Source organism: Lysobacter antibioticus, from assembly GCF_001442535.1.
In the GTDB taxonomy this organism is placed as follows: Bacteria; Pseudomonadota; Gammaproteobacteria; order Xanthomonadales; family Xanthomonadaceae; genus Lysobacter; species Lysobacter antibioticus.
In genome coordinates, this window is the sequence record NZ_CP013141.1 from 3,680,115 (window position 1) to 3,698,306 (window position 18,192).

Annotated in this window: 18 protein-coding genes; 8 read left to right on the plus strand and 10 right to left on the minus strand. The window is 66.8% G+C overall.

Annotated features, from left to right (window positions below; translation table 11 throughout):
* Positions 1–38: 38 nt before the first annotated feature.
* Positions 39–1,244, minus strand: a complete 1,206-nt coding sequence (locus GLA29479_RS14850; RefSeq protein ID WP_057972061.1) for a pyridoxal phosphate-dependent aminotransferase — start codon at positions 1,242–1,244, stop codon at positions 39–41.
* A 403-nt stretch (positions 1,245–1,647) separates the two neighbouring features.
* Complete coding sequence (locus GLA29479_RS14855) at positions 1,648–2,154, minus strand: peptidylprolyl isomerase (RefSeq protein WP_031373212.1); 507 nt, start codon at positions 2,152–2,154, stop codon at positions 1,648–1,650.
* Positions 2,155–2,483: 329 nt separating this feature from the next.
* On the opposite strand from GLA29479_RS14855, the gene typA reads away from it, so the two are divergent.
* The 8 genes from typA (at position 2,484) to GLA29479_RS14895 (ending at position 10,550) form a co-directional block, all read left to right on the plus strand.
* Entirely contained in the window at positions 2,484–4,313 is a 1,830-nt protein-coding gene (gene typA, locus GLA29479_RS14860) for a translational GTPase TypA (RefSeq protein WP_057918891.1), read from the plus strand.
* 363 nt (positions 4,314–4,676) lie between these two features.
* Positions 4,677–5,150 (plus strand): DUF2127 domain-containing protein, encoded by a 474-nt coding sequence (locus tag GLA29479_RS14865; protein WP_057918892.1) that lies wholly within the window; start codon positions 4,677–4,679, stop codon positions 5,148–5,150.
* 253 nt (positions 5,151–5,403) lie between these two features.
* Positions 5,404–5,487: a pyrroloquinoline quinone precursor peptide PqqA gene (gene pqqA, locus GLA29479_RS26135; RefSeq protein WP_036111709.1), complete on the plus strand. Its 84-nt coding sequence runs from the start codon at positions 5,404–5,406 to the stop codon at positions 5,485–5,487.
* Between the two features lie 65 nt (positions 5,488–5,552).
* The gene (gene pqqB, locus GLA29479_RS14875) at positions 5,553–6,485 is read left to right on the plus strand and encodes a pyrroloquinoline quinone biosynthesis protein PqqB (RefSeq protein WP_057973213.1); all 933 of its coding nucleotides are present in this window, start codon (positions 5,553–5,555) and stop codon (positions 6,483–6,485) included.
* A gap of 13 nt (positions 6,486–6,498) precedes the next feature.
* On the plus strand, positions 6,499–7,311 hold the full coding sequence (gene pqqC / locus GLA29479_RS14880) for a pyrroloquinoline-quinone synthase PqqC (protein WP_057972062.1): 813 nt from the start codon (positions 6,499–6,501) through the stop codon (positions 7,309–7,311).
* Positions 7,308–7,604 carry a pyrroloquinoline quinone biosynthesis peptide chaperone PqqD gene (gene pqqD / locus GLA29479_RS25770; protein ID WP_057918893.1) on the plus strand — a complete coding sequence of 99 codons (297 nt, stop codon included), beginning with the start codon at positions 7,308–7,310 and terminating at the stop codon, positions 7,602–7,604. The genes pqqC and pqqD overlap by 4 nt, the downstream gene beginning before the upstream one ends.
* The gene (pqqE, locus tag GLA29479_RS14890) at positions 7,601–8,767 is read left to right on the plus strand and encodes a pyrroloquinoline quinone biosynthesis protein PqqE (protein ID WP_169795670.1); all 1,167 of its coding nucleotides are present in this window, start codon (positions 7,601–7,603) and stop codon (positions 8,765–8,767) included. The genes pqqD and pqqE overlap by 4 nt, the downstream gene beginning before the upstream one ends.
* A 148-nt stretch (positions 8,768–8,915) precedes the next feature.
* Positions 8,916–10,550, plus strand: a complete 1,635-nt coding sequence (locus GLA29479_RS14895; protein ID WP_082638707.1) for an amidase — start codon at positions 8,916–8,918, stop codon at positions 10,548–10,550.
* A 71-nt stretch (positions 10,551–10,621) separates the two neighbouring features.
* Here GLA29479_RS14895 and GLA29479_RS14900 read toward each other — a convergent pair whose 3' ends face one another.
* From GLA29479_RS14900 to rpsM, 8 genes are all read right to left on the minus strand, one after another.
* Positions 10,622–11,491, minus strand: a complete 870-nt coding sequence (locus GLA29479_RS14900; protein ID WP_169795671.1) for an alpha/beta fold hydrolase — start codon at positions 11,489–11,491, stop codon at positions 10,622–10,624.
* A 1,054-nt stretch (positions 11,492–12,545) separates the two neighbouring features.
* Positions 12,546–13,934, minus strand: coding sequence for a class II 3-deoxy-7-phosphoheptulonate synthase (locus GLA29479_RS14905; RefSeq protein ID WP_031373809.1), 1,389 nt, complete (start codon positions 13,932–13,934; stop codon positions 12,546–12,548).
* Positions 13,935–13,994: 60 nt separating this feature from the next.
* Positions 13,995–14,495: a disulfide bond formation protein B gene (locus GLA29479_RS14910; RefSeq protein WP_057918896.1), complete on the minus strand. Its 501-nt coding sequence runs from the start codon at positions 14,493–14,495 to the stop codon at positions 13,995–13,997.
* A 307-nt stretch (positions 14,496–14,802) separates the two neighbouring features.
* Entirely contained in the window at positions 14,803–15,177 is a 375-nt protein-coding gene (gene rplQ / locus GLA29479_RS14915) for a 50S ribosomal protein L17 (RefSeq protein WP_031373811.1), read from the minus strand.
* A 286-nt stretch (positions 15,178–15,463) separates the two neighbouring features.
* Entirely contained in the window at positions 15,464–16,462 is a 999-nt protein-coding gene (locus GLA29479_RS14920) for a DNA-directed RNA polymerase subunit alpha (RefSeq protein WP_031373812.1), read from the minus strand.
* 153 nt (positions 16,463–16,615) lie between these two features.
* On the minus strand, positions 16,616–17,245 hold the full coding sequence (rpsD, locus tag GLA29479_RS14925; protein ID WP_031373813.1) for a 30S ribosomal protein S4: 630 nt from the start codon (positions 17,243–17,245) through the stop codon (positions 16,616–16,618).
* A gap of 14 nt (positions 17,246–17,259) precedes the next feature.
* Positions 17,260–17,652 (minus strand): 30S ribosomal protein S11, encoded by a 393-nt coding sequence (gene rpsK, locus GLA29479_RS14930; protein ID WP_031373814.1) that lies wholly within the window; start codon positions 17,650–17,652, stop codon positions 17,260–17,262.
* Between the two features lie 12 nt (positions 17,653–17,664).
* Entirely contained in the window at positions 17,665–18,021 is a 357-nt protein-coding gene (gene rpsM / locus GLA29479_RS14935; protein WP_031373815.1) for a 30S ribosomal protein S13, read from the minus strand.
* Between the last annotated feature and the right edge of the window lie 171 nt (positions 18,022–18,192).

Below are 18,192 nucleotides of genomic sequence, written 5' to 3' on the forward strand. Positions count from 1 at the left end.
CTTTCCTTGGCTACGTCAGTGATGGGACTGCGCCGGGCTCAGACGAGCTCGGCGAAGAACTCCTGGAACCGCTGCAGGCCCGGAGCGAGCTGCGGCGTCGGGCAGGTGTAGCTGATGCGCAACGCGCGCGGCTCGCCGAACGCCGAACCCGGCACGCAGGCGACGCCCTTGGTTTCCAGCAGCGCGCTGCAGAAATCCATGTCGTTGCCGATCTTCAGGCCGCTCGGCACATGGGTCTTGCCGAAGGCGACGCTGATGTCCGGGAACACGTAGAACGCGCCCTGCGGACGCGGGCAGACCACGCCCGGAATGGCGTTCATCACCGCCATGACCTGGTCGCGCTTGGCCTGGAACTCGGCGCATTTCTGCGTCGGCACGTCCTGCGGGCCCGACAGCGCGGCGACCGCGGCGGCGGTGACGACTTCCGGCACGTTGGTGATGTGGTTGGAGTTCATCGTGGTCACGGCCTGGGCGACCGATTCCGGCCCGGCCATGAAGCCCACGCGCCAACCCGGCATGCCGTAGGTCTTGGACAGCGAGTCGATGAAGATCACGCGGTCGCGCAGTTCCGGACGGGCATGGACGAAGTTGTGGTAGCCCAGGCCGTCGAACACCATGCGGTTGTAGATGTCGTCGGTGATGATCCAGGTGTCCGGATACTTCGCCACGACGTCGGCCAGCGCGTCGATTTCTTCCTTCCCGTAGACCATGCCGGTCGGGTTGGACGGGTTATTGAACAAGAACACCTTCGGCTTCTTCGCCAGTGCGGCGTCGAGCTGCGCGGGGGTGAGCTTGTAGTCCTGCGAAGCCGGGCACGGCAGCAGGTCGATCTGGGCGTTGACGATCTCGGCGATGTCGAGATAGCTGGTCCAGTACGGGGTCGGGAACGCGATCGTGTCGCCTTCGTCGAGCAGCGCTTCGGCGATGTTGTAGATCACGTGCTTGGCGCCGATGCCGGTGGCGACGTTGACGCGGCCGTAGCCGGTCAGACCGATCTTGCCCATGTGCTCGATGAAGGCATCCAGCAATGCGTCGGCGCCGCGGTTGCTGCCGTACTGGCCGCTGTCTTTGGCCAGCGCGTCGCGCACGGCGGCGTAGACATGGTCGCCGGGCAGAAAGTTGGGAACGCCGATCGAAAAGCTGATGATGTCGCGGCCTTCGGCTTTGAGCCGCTTGGCCTTTTCGGCAACCTGCATGATCGCGCTGGGCTTGGCGCGACCGATGCGCCGGGCGAGCTGGGGCATCGTCTTGAACCTCGTGGGGTGGTGTACGACGGAGCTGGTGCGGGAGAGGAGCGTGCGCGAGACGGCAGTGGCGGCGCGCCGGCGTGCCCGGCAGCTGAAGAGCAGTGCTCGGGGAACGCCTGCCGGAACCACTGGTTCGAGCCGCAAAATGGTAGCACAGCGTCGCCGCCACGCCGGCTTCGACTACGCCTGTTTACGCGCCCGGATCGGCGTCTTCGCCGCCGTTCGCGGTGCCCGATCGGCCGCGCCGCTTTGCCCGGGCGGCCGCTTCGGCGCGGCCCTGGCGTCGCCGCCGCGACGAATGCCGGCGGCGGCGCTGCAGAAACGAAAAGACGGCCTTGCGGCCGTCTTTCCTGTCCCGCCTTGGAGAGGGCCGCGGCGGTGGCCGCCGCGGCCCGCAGCTTCAGGCGCGGGCGTTCTCGTCGAGGACCTTGTTCCAGTCGGCGACGCGCTCGGCCTTGGCGGCCAGGGCGCCGGCGACATCGCCTTCGATCTTGACCGACTTGATCTTGTCGCCCTGCTTGACCGCATCGACCACGTCCAGGCCTTCGAGGACCTTGCCGAACACGGTGTGCTTGCCGTCGAGCCAGTCGCAGACGATGTGGGTGATGAAGAACTGGCTGCCGTTGGTGCCCGGGCCGGCGTTCGCCATCGACAGCACGCCGCGCTGGTGGCCCAGGCCGTTACGGGTCTCGTCTTCGAAACGGTAGCCCGGGCCGCCGGTGCCGGTGCCCTGCGGGCAGCCGCCCTGGATCATGAAGTTCGGGATCACGCGGTGGAAGTTCAGGCCGTCGTAGAAGCCGCGCTGGGCCAGATTGACGAAGTTGGCGACGGTCAGCGGCGCCTTGTCGGCGGCGAGTTCGACGCGGATCGGGCCGCGGTCGGTGTCGAAAGTGGCGATCAGGCTCATACAGCGGACTCCAGATGGTGCGAGGGGATGGGACAACGGACGTTCGGCAGCCGACATGGCGGCGCCCGGGGCCATCCACAAGGGTACCCGATGGGCGATTCGGCCGGCCCGCCGCCCCCTGGCTCGGCTTGGGGCGGTCAGCAGGGAACTGCGGGAAATCCGGCGCCGACGGCCTCCGCCGCGCAGCCTGCCGGCCCGGATCGCCCTGCCCCGTTCATAAAACTGGCCCGCAGGCGAATAAATCCTCGCCCCGCAGGCACTTGCCATCTTTGCCCGCTATAATGATCGGCTTACTTCCTCAGCTATAGCGCCTTCCGGCGTCCAATCGCATGTCCATCGAACGCCTGCGCAATATCGCCATCGTCGCCCACGTCGACCATGGCAAGACCACCCTCGTCGACTGCCTGCTCAAGCAGTCGGGCACCCTGTCCGAACGCACGGTGCTGGCCGAGCGCGCGATGGACAGCAACGACCAGGAAAAGGAACGTGGCATCACGATCCTGGCCAAGAACACCGCCATCACCTGGCAGGGCAACCGCATCAACATCGTCGACACCCCAGGCCACGCCGACTTCGGCGGCGAGGTCGAGCGCGTGCTGTCGATGGTCGACTCGGTGCTGATCCTGGTCGACGCGATGGACGGCCCGATGCCGCAGACGCGCTTCGTTACCCAGAAGGCCTTCGCGATGGGCTTCAAGCCGATCGTCGTGGTCAACAAGATCGACCGCCCGGGCGCCCGTCCGGACTGGGTCATCGACCAGGTGTTCGACCTGTTCGACAAGCTCGGCGCCACCAACGAGCAGCTCGACTTCCCGATCGTGTACGCCTCGGCGCTGCACGGCTACGCCAGCCTCGACGACGCTGCGCGCTCGGGCGACATGACCCCGCTGTACGAAGCGATCATGAAGCACGTGGCGCCGCCGCAGGTCGACCTCGACGGCCCGTTCCAGATGCGCATCAGCCAGCTGGACTACAGCAACTTCGTCGGCCTGATCGGCATCGGCCGCATCCAGCGCGGCAAGGTCCGCCGCAACATGCCGGTCAGCGTGGTCGACCGTAACGGCAAGAAGCGCCAGGGCAAGGTCCTGCAGGTGCTCGGCTTCATGGGCCTGGAGCGTCTGGAGACCGAGGAAGCCGAGGCCGGCGACATCGTCGCCATCTCCGGCGTCGCCGAGCTGTCGATCTCCGACACCGTGTGCGCGCTCGACACCCCGGAAGCCCTGCCCGCCCTGACGGTGGACGAGCCGACCATCAGCATGACCTTCCAGGTGAACAACTCGCCGTTCGCCGGCAATAAAGAGCTCAGCGGCGGCAAGTTCCTCACCAGCCGCCAGCTGCGCGAGCGCCTGGAGCGCGAGACGCTGCATAACGTGGCGCTGAAGGTCGAAGAAGGTTCCGACCCGGACAAGTTCCTGGTGTCGGGCCGCGGCGAGCTGCACCTGTCGGTGCTGATCGAGAACATGCGTCGCGAAGGCTTCGAGCTGGCCGTGTCGCGTCCGGAAGTGATCATCAAGGAAATCGACGGCCAGCAGATGGAGCCGGTCGAGCAGTTGGTGGTCGACATCGAAGAGCAGCACCAGGGCGGCGTCATGGAGAAGCTCGGCACCCGCAAGGCCCAGCTCAAGAACATGGAGCCCGACGGCAAGGGCCGCGTGCGCCTGGATTACATGATCCCGGCGCGCGGCCTGATCGGCTTCCAGAACGAGTTCCGCACCCTGACCCAGGGTTCGGGCCTGCTGTTCCACGTGTTCGACCATTACGGCCCGAAGGAACAGGGCGCGATCGCCAAGCGCATCAACGGCGTGATGATCGCCAATGCGCCGGGCGCCACCCCGGCCTATTCGCTGGGCCCGCTGCAGGAGCGCGGCCGCCTGTTCGCCGCCGAGGGCGACAACGTCTACGAGGGCCAGCTGATCGGTATCCACTCCAAGGACAACGATCTGACCGTCAACGCCATCAAGACCAAGCCGCTGACCAACATGCGCGCTTCGGGTAAGGACGATGCGATCCAGCTCAGCCCGGCGATCAAGTACACGCTGGAACAGGCGCTGGACTTCATCGAGGACGACGAGCTGGTCGAAGTCACCCCGAAGGAAATCCGCCTGCGCAAGAAGTTCCTCACCGAAAGCGATCGCAAGCGCGCCTCGCGCGCGGCCTGATCGGCACCACCGTCGCCTTGTCCGCAAGGCGGCATCGCCCCAACGCTCTCCCGCCCGCGGGAGAGCGTTGGGGCCAAGGAACGCGCGCCGATGGCGCGCGTTCCGGTTTCTACGGCCCATACCGGCACAGTCGACGGCCATGCTCGACGGCGCAGGCCGGGAACCCTGACGCGCAACCGGGATCGAACGCCGCATGTCCATGCACGATCTGATCATGTCCGCTTCTATCCGGTTCGACCCTATCCGGTTCGATCCTATCCGGTTCGATCCAATCCGGTTCGATCCAAGCCCGTTCGATTCCTGCCGGTTCGCGTCGAACCGACACGCACGGCCTCGCCTGCAATCCGCATCCGGCGCACCGCGATGACGCCGACCGATCCCGATTACGACAGCGACCCCAAGGCTCATCCGGGTCTGCACCTGATCGCCGCGGTCGAAGCGATCAAGGGCCTGCTCGCCCTGTCGGCCGCGAGCGGGCTGGAACTGCTCGGCCCGGCGCCGTTGCAGCGCTGGATCGAAGAACTCATCAAACGCTTCCATCTCGACCCCGAGCACGGCTCGCTGGCCTGGCTCGCGCAGGCGATCAGCCCGCACTCGGTGCACCTGGCCGCCGGCGTCGTGCTCGCCTACGGCCTACTGCACCTGATCGAAGCCTGGGGTCTGTGGAAGGCGAAGGCCTGGGCCTCGTGGCTCGGCTGTATCGGCGCGGCGCTGTATCTGCCGTTCGATCTCTATGCCTTGTATCGCCATCCCGGCTGGCTGGCCATTGCAGTTCTCATAATCAACGTGATCGTGGTTTGGGTTCTCGGCCGCGACCTGTTCAAGCGCCGTCGCTGAGGCCTGCCTGCTCGGTTCGGCGGCAGGGCCGCGGCGCACCGGAGCGTATTGCCCGCATCGCGATCGGGCTCGAAATCACAGGCGCCGCCCATCGAGCGGGTGTATCGTTTTGAGGTCGCGGCCCCGGCCCGACCGCAAGCCGCGGCCTCCGCATCCCGGCTTGCGCGATGCAAGGCCGTGCGGACGCGCGCAAGCCATCGCCCGCGGCTCCACCGTCCCGGCAAGGCCCCACTCCCCAACGCGAGGAACGTACATGAAGACCTGGTCCAAGCCTCAGATCCGCGAAATCTCGGTCGGCTGCGAAATCAATTCGTACTCCTCCGGCGACCTGTTCTGAATCATGCCCGCTTCCGCCGTCGCAACGCGCGCGAGTCGTAACGCTGGCCCGATGGCGACACGATGATGCATATCGTCGTGCTCGGTGCGGCGGCCGGAGGCGGTTACCCGCAGTGGAATTGCAACACCCCCGGCAGCCGGCGCGCCTGGCGCCAGGAGCCCGGCCATAAGCGCCGCAGTCAGGCCAGCATCGCGGTCAGCGCCGATGGCGAACGCTGGTTGTTGATCAACGCCTCGCCCGATTTCCGCCAGCAGGTGCTGGCCATTCCGCGGCTGTGGCCGCAGCGCGGCCTGCGCCATTCGCCGATCGAGGCGGTGCTGCTGACCAGCGGCGAGATCGACCACATCGCCGGCCTGCTGTCGATGCGCGAACGCCAGCGCTTCGACCTGTGGGCCAGCGCGCGCGTGCTGCAGCTGCTGCGCGATAACGCGATCTTCGACGCGCTCGATCCCGAGTACGTAACGCGCAGAGCGCTGACGCTCGATGCGCCGCTCGATGTCGCCGGCCTCGACGCTCCGTTCGGTCTGCGCGTGACCGCGTTCAGCGTGCCCGGCAAGGTGCCCTTATTCATGGAATCGCGCAGCGGCGGCGACCTCGCCGGCTCGGCCGAGGAAACTGTCGGCCTGGAGATCTCCGACGGCAGCCAACGCTGTTTCTATATTCCCGGCTGCGCGGCGATGACGCCGGCCTTGCGCGAACGCCTGCGCGGCGCGGCACTGGTGTTCTTCGACGGCACCCTGTGGCGCGACGACGAGCTGATCCGCGCCGAGGTCGGGCACAAGACCGGTGCGCGCATGGGCCATATGAACATCCTCGGCCAAGGCGAGGGCGACGCCGGCGGCACCCTCGCCGCGTTCGCCGACCTCGACGTGCAGCGCAAGCTCTTCATCCATCTCAACACCACCAACCCGGTGCTCGACGAGGCCTCTCCCGAACGCGCGCACGTCGCCGCGCACGGCTGGGAAGTCGCCGAGGACGGCATGGAGATCAGGCTTTGATGGAGATCAGGCTATGAACGCGCACGCCGTCGAAGCGGACCCGTCCGAGCAGCGCATCGCCGACGATGCGCTGCTGACTCCGGCGCAACTCGAAGCGCGCCTGCGCGCGATCGGCGCCGAGCGTTATCACGACAAGCATCCCTTCCATGCGCTGCTGCACAGCGGCCGCCTCAACCGCGGCCAGGTCCAGGCCTGGGCGCTCAACCGGTTCGAGTACCAGCGCTGCATCCCGCTCAAGGACGCCGCCCTGCTCGCCCGCATCGAAGACCCCGACCTGCGCCGCATCTGGCGCCAGCGCATCGTCGATCACGACGGCGAACGCGCCGGCGACGGCGGCATCGCGCGTTGGCTGCACCTCACCGATGCGCTCGGCCTCGACCGCGACTTGGTCGAGTCGGGTCGCGGCCTGCTGCCGGCGACGCGTTTCGCGGTCCAGGCCTATATCCACTTCGTCCGCGAACGCAGCCTGCTCGAAGCCATCGCCTCGTCGCTGACCGAACTGTTCGCACCGAACATCATCGGCCAGCGCGTCGCCGGCATGCTCGCCCACTACGACTTCGTATCGAAGCCGGCGTTGGCCTATTTCGACTCGCGCCTGCACCAGGCGCCGCAGGATGCCCACTTCGCCCTCGACTACGTCAAACAGCATGCCCGCAGCCGCGAGCAGCAGGACGCGGTCTGCGCGGCGCTGCGCTTCAAGTGCGAGGTGCTGTGGTCGATGCTCGATGCCCTCTACCTCGCCTATGTCGGCAATGCGCCAGGCGAGGGCCGCATCGACATGATCCCGCCGGGCGCATTCCGCCCGGACCCGGAGCCCGGCGCATGAGCGCGACGATCGATGCCCGCGCGGTGCCGCGCTTCCCGGCGGGCGTGCGCCTGCAACACGACCGCGCGCGCGAACAATGGGTGCTGCTGGCGCCCGAACGCGTGGTCGAACTCGACGAGATCGCCCACGCCGTGCTCGCGCGCGTCGACGGCACCGCCGACATCGCCGCGATCGTCGACGCGCTCGCGGCCGAGTACGGCGCCGATGCCGAACAGGTCCGCGGCGACGTGCTCGAACTGTTCGCCAACCTGCTCGACAAGCGCATGCTCGCGGTCGCAGCGCCGGCCTCATGACCGCGGCGACGCCATCGCCGACACCGGCTGCCGCGGTGGCGCCGCCACTGCGCGCCGAACGCGTACCGGCACCGCCGCTCGCGGTACTGCTAGAACTCACCCATCGCTGCCCGCTGTCCTGTCCCTATTGCTCCAATCCGCTGCAACTGGTCGGTCTGCGCGATGAGCTGGCGACCGCCGACTGGCTGCGCGTGCTCGGCGAAGCCGCCGAACTCGGCGTGCTGCAGGTGCACTTCTCCGGCGGCGAGCCGACCCTGCGCAAGGACTTGCCCGAACTGCTGCAACACGCGCGTTCGCTGGGCCTGTACTGCAACCTGATCACCTCCGGGGTCGGCGTCGAGCGCGAACGTCTGCTCGCCCTGCAACAGGCCGGCCTGGATCATCTGCAACTGAGCATCCAGGACAGCGAGGAACGCGGCGCCGACCGCATCGCCGGGTATGCCGGCAGCCATCGGCGCAAGCTCGCCCTGGCGCGCTGGTGCGGCGAACTGGGCCTACCGCTGACCCTCAATGCAGTGGTCCATCGCCACAACGCCGAACGCGTCGCGGCGATGATCGAACTCGCGCTCGATCTCGGTGCCGGCCGGCTCGAAGTCGCCCACACCCAGTACTACGGTTGGGGCCTGAAGAACCGCGCCGCGCTGATGCCGACCCGGGCGCAGCTCGACGCCGTCACCGCCGTGGTCGAGGACGCGCGCCTGCGCCTGCGCGGCACCCTGACCATCGACTACGTCACCCCCGACTATTACGCGCGCCGCCCCAAGGCCTGCATGGGCGGCTGGGCGCAGCGCTTCGTCAACATCACCCCGGAAGGCAAGGTCCTGCCCTGCCATGCCGCCGAGACCATCGCCGACCTGCATTTCGATTCGGTGCGCGAACGCGGCCTCGGCGAGATCTGGCGCGAGTCGGACGCCTTCCAGCGTTATCGCGGCACCGACTGGATGCCGGAACCCTGCCGCGGCTGTGAGCGCCGCGAGATCGACTGGGGCGGCTGCCGTTGCCAGGCGCTGGCCCTGAGCGGACGCGCCGACACCCTGGACCCGGTCTGCGATCGCTCGCCCGACCACGCCGGCGTGCGCGAACTGGCCGAGCGCGAATCGCAGGCGCCGGCGCCGGAATTCGTCTATCGCAAGATCCGGCCCGCGGGCAACCGCGCGCCCTGAGCCTCGCCAGGGCGCGACACGCGCACGTTGCGCTTAGAACGACCGCCATCCGACCGAACGGCGACCTGCACCGTACAAGCGGAACAGTGTGCCTCGCCCACCCAGGTCCGCGCGGGCATACTCGGCCGACTCCCCGCAGGAATCCGCCATGTCCGCCACGCCCGCGCTGCGCCTGAGCGCCGTCGCGCTCGTCCTGGCCGTCGCCGGCTGCGCGAGCAGCGGCACGCCGCGCCCGACCCGCCCGGCCGTGCCGGCCGACCTGCCGCGCGGTTTCCTGCCCGCCGACCCGCTGCGCCTCACCGAAACCGACAGCGCGACCCTGGCCGCACGCATGGCCGCGGGCGACTTCAGCAGCTCCAAACTGACCCAGGCCTACCTCGACCGCATCGCCGCGCTCGACGACGACGGGCCGAGGCTCAATGCGGTGATCGAACTCAACCCGAACGCTCTGGCCGAGGCGCGCGCACTCGACGAAGAACGCAAGGCCGGCAAATTGCGCGGCCCGCTGCACGGCATCGCGGTGCTGATCAAGGACAACATCGATGCCACGCCGATGGTCAATTCGGCCGGCTCGCTGGCCTTGGCCGCGCACCGCCCGCGGCAGGACGCGCCGCTGGTCGCCGCGCTGCGCCAGGCCGGCGCGGTGATCCTCGGCAAGACCAACCTCAGCGAGTGGGCCAACTTTCGCTCGACCCGCTCGATCTCCGGCTGGAGCGGCCGTGGCGGCCTGACCCGCAATCCCTACGCGCTCGACCGCACCGCCTGCGGCTCCAGCAGCGGCACCGGCGCCGCCATCGCCGCCAGTCTGGCCACCCTCGGCGTCGGCACCGAAACCGACGGCAGCATCCTGTGCCCGGCGGCCATGAACGGTCTGGTCGGCTTCAAGCCCAGCGTCGGCCTGGTCAGCCGCGCCGGCATCATCCCGATCTCGCACAGCCAGGACAGCGCCGGCCCGATGGCGCGCAACGTCACCGATGCCGCGCGACTGCTGAGCGTGCTCGCCGCGGCCGACGCCGGCGGCGACGCCGCCGCGCAGGCCGCCGCCGGCAAACGCATCGACGACTACGTCGCGACGCTCGATGCCGAGTCGTTGCGCGGCGCCCGCCTGGGTTTCATCCGCGACGCCGGGGTCAAGACGCCTCCATCGATCGACGCGGTGCTCGAACGCACCTTCAAGGGCATGCGCGATGCCGGCGCGACCATCGTCGAGGTGCGCATGCCGACCGCCGGGCAATGGGACGCGGCCGAGTTCCAGGTGCTGCTGTACGAATTCAAGGACGGCGTCGAGCGCTACCTGCGCGAACACGATGCGCCGGTCAAAACGCTGAGCGAGCTGATCGCTTTCAACCGCGCCAACGCCGCCACCGAGATGCCTTACTTCGACCAGGAACTGCTCGAACAGGCCAACAAGAAAGGCAGCCTCAAAGACGCGGCCTATCGCAAGGCCGCGGCCCGCGCGCGCCAGCTCGCCGGTGCCCAGGGCATCGATGCGGTGATGAAGCGGCACAAGCTCGACGCCCTGATCGCGGTGGCGACGACCCCGGCCTTCATGGTCGACGCGGTCAACGGCGACCCCTTCGGCGGCGCCAGTTGGGGCGCGGCCGCGGTGGCCGGCTACCCGAGCCTGACCGTGCCGCTGGGCGAAGCCTCGGGTCTGCCGGTCGGCATGGTCTTCATGGGCCGGCGCTGGAGCGATGCGAAGCTGTTGTCGCTGGGTTATGCCTTCGAGCAACTGACCCAGGCGCGCACCGCACCGCGCTATCGGGCGACGTTGAATCCCTGAGCTGCAAGCGGCGGCGGAGACGCTGAGCTCGCTCGCTTTGTCGACGCCCCACGGCCTCGATTCGCGAGCGATCAATCGCGCAGGAAGGCCGCGGTCGTCGACCACAGCGCCGTGCGCCGCGGTTGCAGATGCAGCCAATGATTGCCGCCTGAAATCTTGACGTCGCGCCGCTCCGACGCCCCGCTGAGTTCGGCGTACAGTCGCGCGGCATCGGCATCGGTGGTGACGTGGTCCCACTCGCCGCGAACGATCAAAGTCGGCTGACGCAGGCGCGTATTGTCGACCAAGGCTTGCCCGGCCCAGAGCCGGTCGATATCGGCCATCGGCCCGGTCGGAATCCGTACCGACGGCGGGTTGCGCGTGGCCGACGCTTCATCGCTGGCCAGATACGCCCGGCACCAGCGCTCCAGCTCTTGCGCACCTACCGGCGTGGCCGCGTCCGCGGGCAGCCCCGAGCGCTGGCGCGGCCGTTGATCGGCCGCGCCGATCAGCGTCCAGGCCGGCTTAGGCTCATTGCCTGGAGGGCCTTCGCGAGTCGAAACCGGCCCGAACAACACCAGCTTGCTCACCGCGTCGGGATGCTCGATCGCCGCTTGCCGCGCCGGCAACGTGCCCCAGGAATGCGCGAGCAGATGGATCGGCGCGTGCGGGCGCTCGCGCCGGATCGCGGCGATGGCGGCGGCGATCTGCGCCGCGCCCATGCGGTAGTCGCCCCAGGGCGGCGCCGAGTCCGCAGCGGCGCGGAACACCTCGGGCCGCTGCGAGTAGCCGTATCCGGCGAAATCCAGCCCCCAGGCATCGAAGCCCTGCGCCTGCAGATGGTCCAGCCACGACCTGCCGTCCATGCGCCAGCCGATCGATAGCTCGCAGGGAAACGTGGCGCCGTGAACGTACAGCACGACCGGGCCGGTACCCGGCTCCCGCACGAGCGACAATCGCAAGATTTCACCATCCAAGGCGCATGCGGCCGAGCGTCGTTCGCGCGCAGACCGATCGCCCGCTGCCATCGCCGGCAGCGGCAACATCGACAACGCCATCGCGGATAGCGGCCAGGTCATCAGATCGCGTCGTTTCATCGCAGCCATCGCATAGGAAGATGGCGCGATTGTGCGCATCGCATCGTCGGAACGATTCGGCCGGCAGCGAAGCGTAAGGTTGCCGTTGCCGTTGCCGTAAAGAGCTTGGCGAAATTTCGAACTAGCGATGCGATCGTAGACCCGGAGGGCGGCGCACAGGACGTGCGCCGTTTTCCGATAAGACAGGGACGTCTTATCGGAAAATCCCGGCGCGGGCTGCGTGCTCGCAGGGGAGCTTCGTCAAGGAAAAGCACTTTTCTTTGGTGACTTTCTTTTGGGGCTTTGGCCAAAAGAAAGTTACCCGCACCCTTTAGGGGGCGGAAGCTCTGCACTTGCTTGAGCCACGCAGTACCGCGATCCACCCCTGTAGGAGCGACATAAGTCGCGACTGCGACGCATCAATCTCGCGCCGCTACCAACCGCAGCCCGTCAGGGTAGGAGCGGCGTCCTACTGGATTTCCTTCGGTCACAAGCCGCGACCACGCCGTCGCAGTCTCGCGGCGCATCTTTAAAGCAAGATCCAGATCAAACGCCAAAAGCTTCCGCCACTAAAGCGGCGGGTTACTTTCTTTTGTCATAAGCAACAAAAGAAAGGTAACCAAAGAAAAATGCTTTTCTTTGAATCACAGGCCCGCGCGCGCGGTGCGTCCGCAGGGATTTTTCATACGGGACATCCCTGTCCCGATGAAAAACGGCGCGCATCCATGCGCGCCGCCCTCCGGGTCTTCGATTGCCTTCGCTAGTACGAGGCTACGCACAGCAACGGCAACGGCAACGGCACCGGCGCCGGCGCCGGCAATCTCCCCTTGTGCGCCACGTCGCGGACATCTCTCCATCCACCGCCACATCGCCAAACAAAAAGCCCGCCTTGCGGCGGGCTTTTGTCTTGCGGTGGATCGACCGAACCTGAAGCGAAATCTCAGGCCGGCGCGGCGATCTGCGCTTGCTTGCGCACGATCAGCATCGCCACTTCCAGCGCCTGCTCGTAGTTCAGGCGCGGGTCGACCGTGGAGCGATAGGCGCGGTCGAGATCGCTCTCGGTCAGTTCGCGCGCGCCGCCCAGGCATTCGGTCACGTCTTCGCCGGTCAGCTCCAGGTGCACGCCGCCCATGCGCGTTCCGGCCGCCGCGTGCAGCTCGAACGAGGTCTCGATCTCGGCACGGATGTTGCGGAAACGACGGGTCTTGTAGCCGTTGCTGGTGCTCTCGGTGTTGCCGTGCATCGGGTCGCAGACCCACAGCACGCGACGGCCGTCGCGACGCATCGCGTCGAGCAGCGGCGGCAGCTTCTCGGCGATGTGGCTCGCGCCCATGCGGTGGATGAAGGTCAGGCGGCCCGGCTCGTCCTCGGGGTTGAGCAGGTCGATCGTGCGCAGCAGTTGGTCCGGCGTCACCGACGGACCGACCTTGAGCGCGATCGGGTTGCGGATGCCGCGGAAGTATTCGGCGTGGGCGCCGTCGACCGCTGCGGTGCGCATGCCGATCCACGGGTAATGGGTGCTGAGATTGAAGAAGCCCCAGTGACGTGGCACCTGCCGGGTCAACGACTCTTCGTACGGCAGCAGCAAGGCTTCGTGCGAGGTGTAGAAGTCGACGCGGTTGAGGTTGTGCACCTCGGAACCCGACAGCGTCTCCATGAAGCGCACCGCATCGCCGATGGCGTTGACCATGCGCCGGTACTCGTCGGCCAGCGGCGAGTGGCCGACCCAGCTCAGGTTCCAGTACTCGGGATGGTGCAGGTCGGCGAAACCGCCGTCGATCAGGGCGCGGACGAAGTTCATCGTCATCGCCGAACGCGCATGCGCCTTGATCATGCGGCGCGGGTCGGGCTTGCGCGCGGCCTCGTTGAAGGCCGGCGCGTTGACCATGTCGCCGCGGTAGCTCGGCAGGGTCACCCCGTCGATGGTCTCGGTGTCGGCCGAACGCGGCTTGGCGTACTGGCCGGCGAAGCGGCCGACACGCACGACCGGCTTGCGCATGCCGTGCACGAGCACCAGGCTCATCTGCAGCAGCACCTTCAGGCGGTTGGAGATCACGTCCGAGGAGCACTGGTCGAAGCTCTCGGCGCAATCGCCGCCCTGCAGCAGGAAGCGCTTGCCTTCCTGCGCCTCGGCGAGCTGCTGCTTGAGCGAGAGGATCTCCCACGAAGTCACCAGCGGCGGCAGATGACGCAGTTCCTGCAACGCGGATTCCAACTCGGCCGCGTCCGGATAATTCGGCAACTGCAGTGCGGTGCGCTCGCGCCAGGACGTCGGCGTCCAGTCGGCGGGAAGGTTGACGGCACGCAGGTTGCGATCGGAGGCGCTCATTTCCTTGGTTTCCAGTTGGGGACAGCGGTGGGGATCGAGTGAGGCGGGGACTCTATTGAATCAACGACGGCGGAACGCGGCATAGGCCGCCCAGACCGCCAGGACTATGAAGCAGATCAGGCTCCAGGCCGGCATGGCCAGGCCGAGGAAGCTCCAGTCGACCGCGGCGCATTCGCCGGAACCGGTCATGACCTTGCGGATCACCCCGGCGATCGGCATCGCATCGAGCATGTAGTCCAGCCCCGGGCCGCAGGCCGGGACCTGGTCCGGCGGCAGGTGCTGCAGACGTACGTGGTTGCCGGCGACGGCGATGCCGGCGAGCGAGGCCAGCAGGGCCAGCACGCCGTAGCTGCGGCGTCCGCCGGCCTTTTTCGGGCCATGCAGGGCGCCGGCCAGGAATACCAGGCCGAGGGCGAAGAAGGCGACGCGCTGGAAGATGCACAGCGGGCAGGGTTCGAGGTGCTGGTACAGCTGCAGGTAGAACGCGTACGCAAGCAGGCCCGTGCAGGCCAGGAAGCCGAGCAGGTACTGGGTCCGGAAAGAGGCTTTGAAGGGGTTCATGTTCACACCATACGGGTCTGGGTCGGGTCGTGCCAATGTCGGATAGGCATGTCGCTACGCAACGTGGCGTTTCGTCGCAGCAACATCGACTGCGCCGGGCCGGAAAAGTTGCGTCGCGAAACCGATTGCCCCTCGAAACCCGTCTCCCATAATCATTACCGCCGCAACCGTTGCCGAAGTAACCGTCGCCGAAAAGCAAAAACCCCGGCCGGGGCCGGGGCTTCGCTAGCTGGGCGAGCGACCATCGCCGGTCGCCTGCCTGGGGCTTGCATGTCGTATCGCAGCGCCGGTCGCCCGGCGCCGGCGATCACTCGGCCGCGGCTTGCGGACGATCGACCAGTTCGACGTAGGCCATCGGCGCATTGTCGCCAGCGCGGAAACCGCACTTGAGGATGCGCAGGTAACCGCCCGGACGCGAGGCGTAACGCGGGCCGAGTTCGACGAACAAGGTGCCGACGGCTTCCTTGTCGCGCAGGCGCGAGAAGGCCAGGCGGCGGTTGGCGACGCCGTCCTTCTTGGCGAGGGTGATGAGCGGCTCGGCAACGCGACGCAGCTCCTTCGCCTTCGGCAGGGTGGTGCGGATGAGACCGTGCTTGATCAGCGAAGCGGCCATGTTGGTGAACATGGCGTCGCGGTGAGCACTGGTGCGGCTGAACTTACGGCCGGATTTCTGGTGGCGCATGGTTGGGATTCCTGATGAATGTCGTAACTGTTGGAGATCGCTGTCGCCATCCAGGCGTTGGAGCATTGGACTGCGGTTGGTCCGAACCGGCCTTCCCTGACCGGCGAGCCGCGGACTTAAGGTCCGTCGGCGTGTGTTGCGGTGTTGCTCTTACTGAGTTGCCTGAATCAGAAATCCACGCTTCGGCTGAGCTTCGGCGTGGATTTCTTTTCGTTCCCCGGCCCTGCGCAGCGCGCCGGGCCTTCGCCCAAGCCGCGCGGCAGTGCCGCGCGGGCTAGGCTTGGGTTTAGCCCATCATCCCGTGCGAGGCGATGCCGGCCGGCGGCCAGTTTTCCAGCTTCATGCCGAGGGACAGGCCGCGCTGAGCCAGTACTTCCTTGATCTCGGTGAGCGACTTCTTGCCGAGGTTCGGGGTCTTGAGCAGCTCGACTTCGGTCTTCTGGATCAGATCGCCGACGTAGTAGATGCTCTCGGCCTTGAGGCAGTTGGCCGAACGAACGGTCAGCTCGAGGTCGTCGATCGGACGCAGCAGGATCGGATCGATGCCGCTGGTGGCCGGCTTCTGCGCACCGCGGTCGCGGTGGGTGAAGTCGCCGAACACCGACAGCTGATCGGTGAGGATGTCGGCGGCGGTGCGCACGGCTTCCTCGGCGTCGATCGTGCCGTTGGTTTCGATGTCGAGCACGAGCTTGTCGAGGTCGGTGCGCTGTTCGACGCGCGCGGCTTCCACCGCGTAGGCGACGCGACGGACCGGCGAGAAGCTGGCGTCGAGCATCAGGCGGCCGATCGCACGGGTTTCTTCGTCCGGACGACGGCGCGAAGCCGCCGGCTGGTAGCCGAAGCCGCGTTCGATCTTCAGACGCATGTTGAGTGCCGTGTCCTTGGTCAGGTGGCAGATCACATGGTCGGTGTTGAGGATTTCGACGTTGTGGTCGGTCTTGATGTCGCCGGCGGTGACGATGCCGGGACCCTGCTTGGCCAGCGACAGCGTCGAAGCGTCGCCGGTGTGCATGCGGATCGCGACGTCCTTGAGGTTCAGCAGAACCTCCAGCACATCTTCTTCCAGACCTTCGACCGTGGTGTACTCATGCAACACGCCGTCGATTTCGACCTCGGTGATGGCGAAACCCGGGATCGAAGACAGCAGCACGCGACGCAGCGCGTTGCCCAGCGTGTGGCCGTAACCGCGCTCCAACGGCTCGATCACGACTTTCGCGCGATTGCCGGTGAGGCGTTCGATCTGCGGACCGCGCGGGCGCAGTACCTGGTTGGCGGTAACCGTCATGTTTCGGTGTCTCCAATGACCTTCGTCGGGGGGCGACGGAAGGCTTTAGCTCTTGGAGCCCCCTCTAGTTCGAGGGAGCGGCCGATGCGCCTGGCGCATCGACCTGGGTTGCGGGTACTGCCGGCCCCGAGGAACCGGCAGCGCCCTGCACTATTACTTGCTGTACAACTCGACGATCAGCGCTTCGTTGATGTCGGCCGGCAGGTCCGCACGATCCGGAACCGCCTTGAACACGCCGCTGAACTTCTTGTTGTCGACCTCGACCCACGACGGCGACAGGTCCATCTGCGACGACACGGTCAGGGATTCCTGCACGCGAAGCTGCTTCTGGGCGCGCTCGGACAACGCGATCGCGTCGCCGGCCTTGACCTGGTACGACGGGAGGTTGACCGACTTGCCATTGACCGTGACGCCACGGTGCGAGACCAGCTGGCGGGCGGCCGGACGGGTCACGGCGAAGCCCATGCGGTAGACGACGTTGTCGAGACGGGTCTCCAGCAACTGCAGCAGGTTCTCGCCGGTGTTGCCCTTCTTGGTCGAGGCCTTCTTGTAGTAGTTGCGGAACTGACGTTCCAGCAGACCGTAGATACGCTTGACCTTCTGCTTCTCGCGAAGCTGGGTGGCGTAGTCGGACAGCTTGCCCTTGCGGGCGGTGGGGCCATGCTGGCCGGGCTTTTGCTCGAGCTTGCACTTCGAGTCGAGCGCGCGAGCGGACGACTTCAGACCAAGGTCGGCGCCTTCGCGACGAGCGAGCTTACAGGTGGGGCCAATATAACGAGCCATTTTTCTTCAGCTCCTCAGACGCGACGCTTTTTCGGCGGACGGCACCCGTTGTGCGGGATAGGCGTCACGTCGATGATGTTGATGATCTTGTATCCGACGTTGTTCAGCGAACGAACGGCGGACTCGCGACCCGGACCCGGGCCCTTGATGCGCACTTCCAACGACTTGACGCCGTAGTCGAGCGCAGCACGGCCAGCCTTTTCGGCTGCCACCTGGGCGGCGAACGGGGTCGACTTGCGGGAACCGCGGAAACCCGCGCCGCCCGAGGTCGCCCACGAGAGCGCGTTGCCCTGGCGGTCGGTGATCGTGATGATGGTGTTGTTGAAAGAAGCGTGGACGTGGGCGATGCCGTCGGTGACGACTCGCTTGATCTTCTTCTTGGTTTTGGCAGCTGCCGGCTTGGCCATGGTATGGGTCCCTTACTTCTTGATGGCCTTGCGCGGACCCTTACGGGTACGTGCATTGGTACGCGTGCGCTGACCACGCAGCGGCAAGCCGCGGCGGTGACGCAGGCCGCGGTAGCAGCCCAGGTCCATCAAACGCTTGATCGCAATACCGACCTCGCGACGCAGGTCGCCTTCGACCACGAACTTGCCGACTTCGGCGCGCAAGCGCTCGACTTCCGGCTCGGACAGGTCACGGATTTTGGTCGTCGAAGTGACGCCTGCGGACTCGCAGACTTGCTTCGAACGGGTACGGCCGATGCCGAAAATGCTTTGCAGGCCAACCCAGACATGCTTCTGGGCAGGCAAATTAACGCCCGCAATACGCGCCATAAGGCGATCTCCAACTGATTTGGCGGCCAGGACGGATTAATCCCGGCGGAGTGAACTGGAAATTATATCTAGGTCTCGGGTTAATAGGAAGCCCCGCGGCACCAAAGGTGCCACGGAACCACGGCATGGGGAGTGTGCCCATGCTCCGGCGACGAATCTGAACTGGCTGAA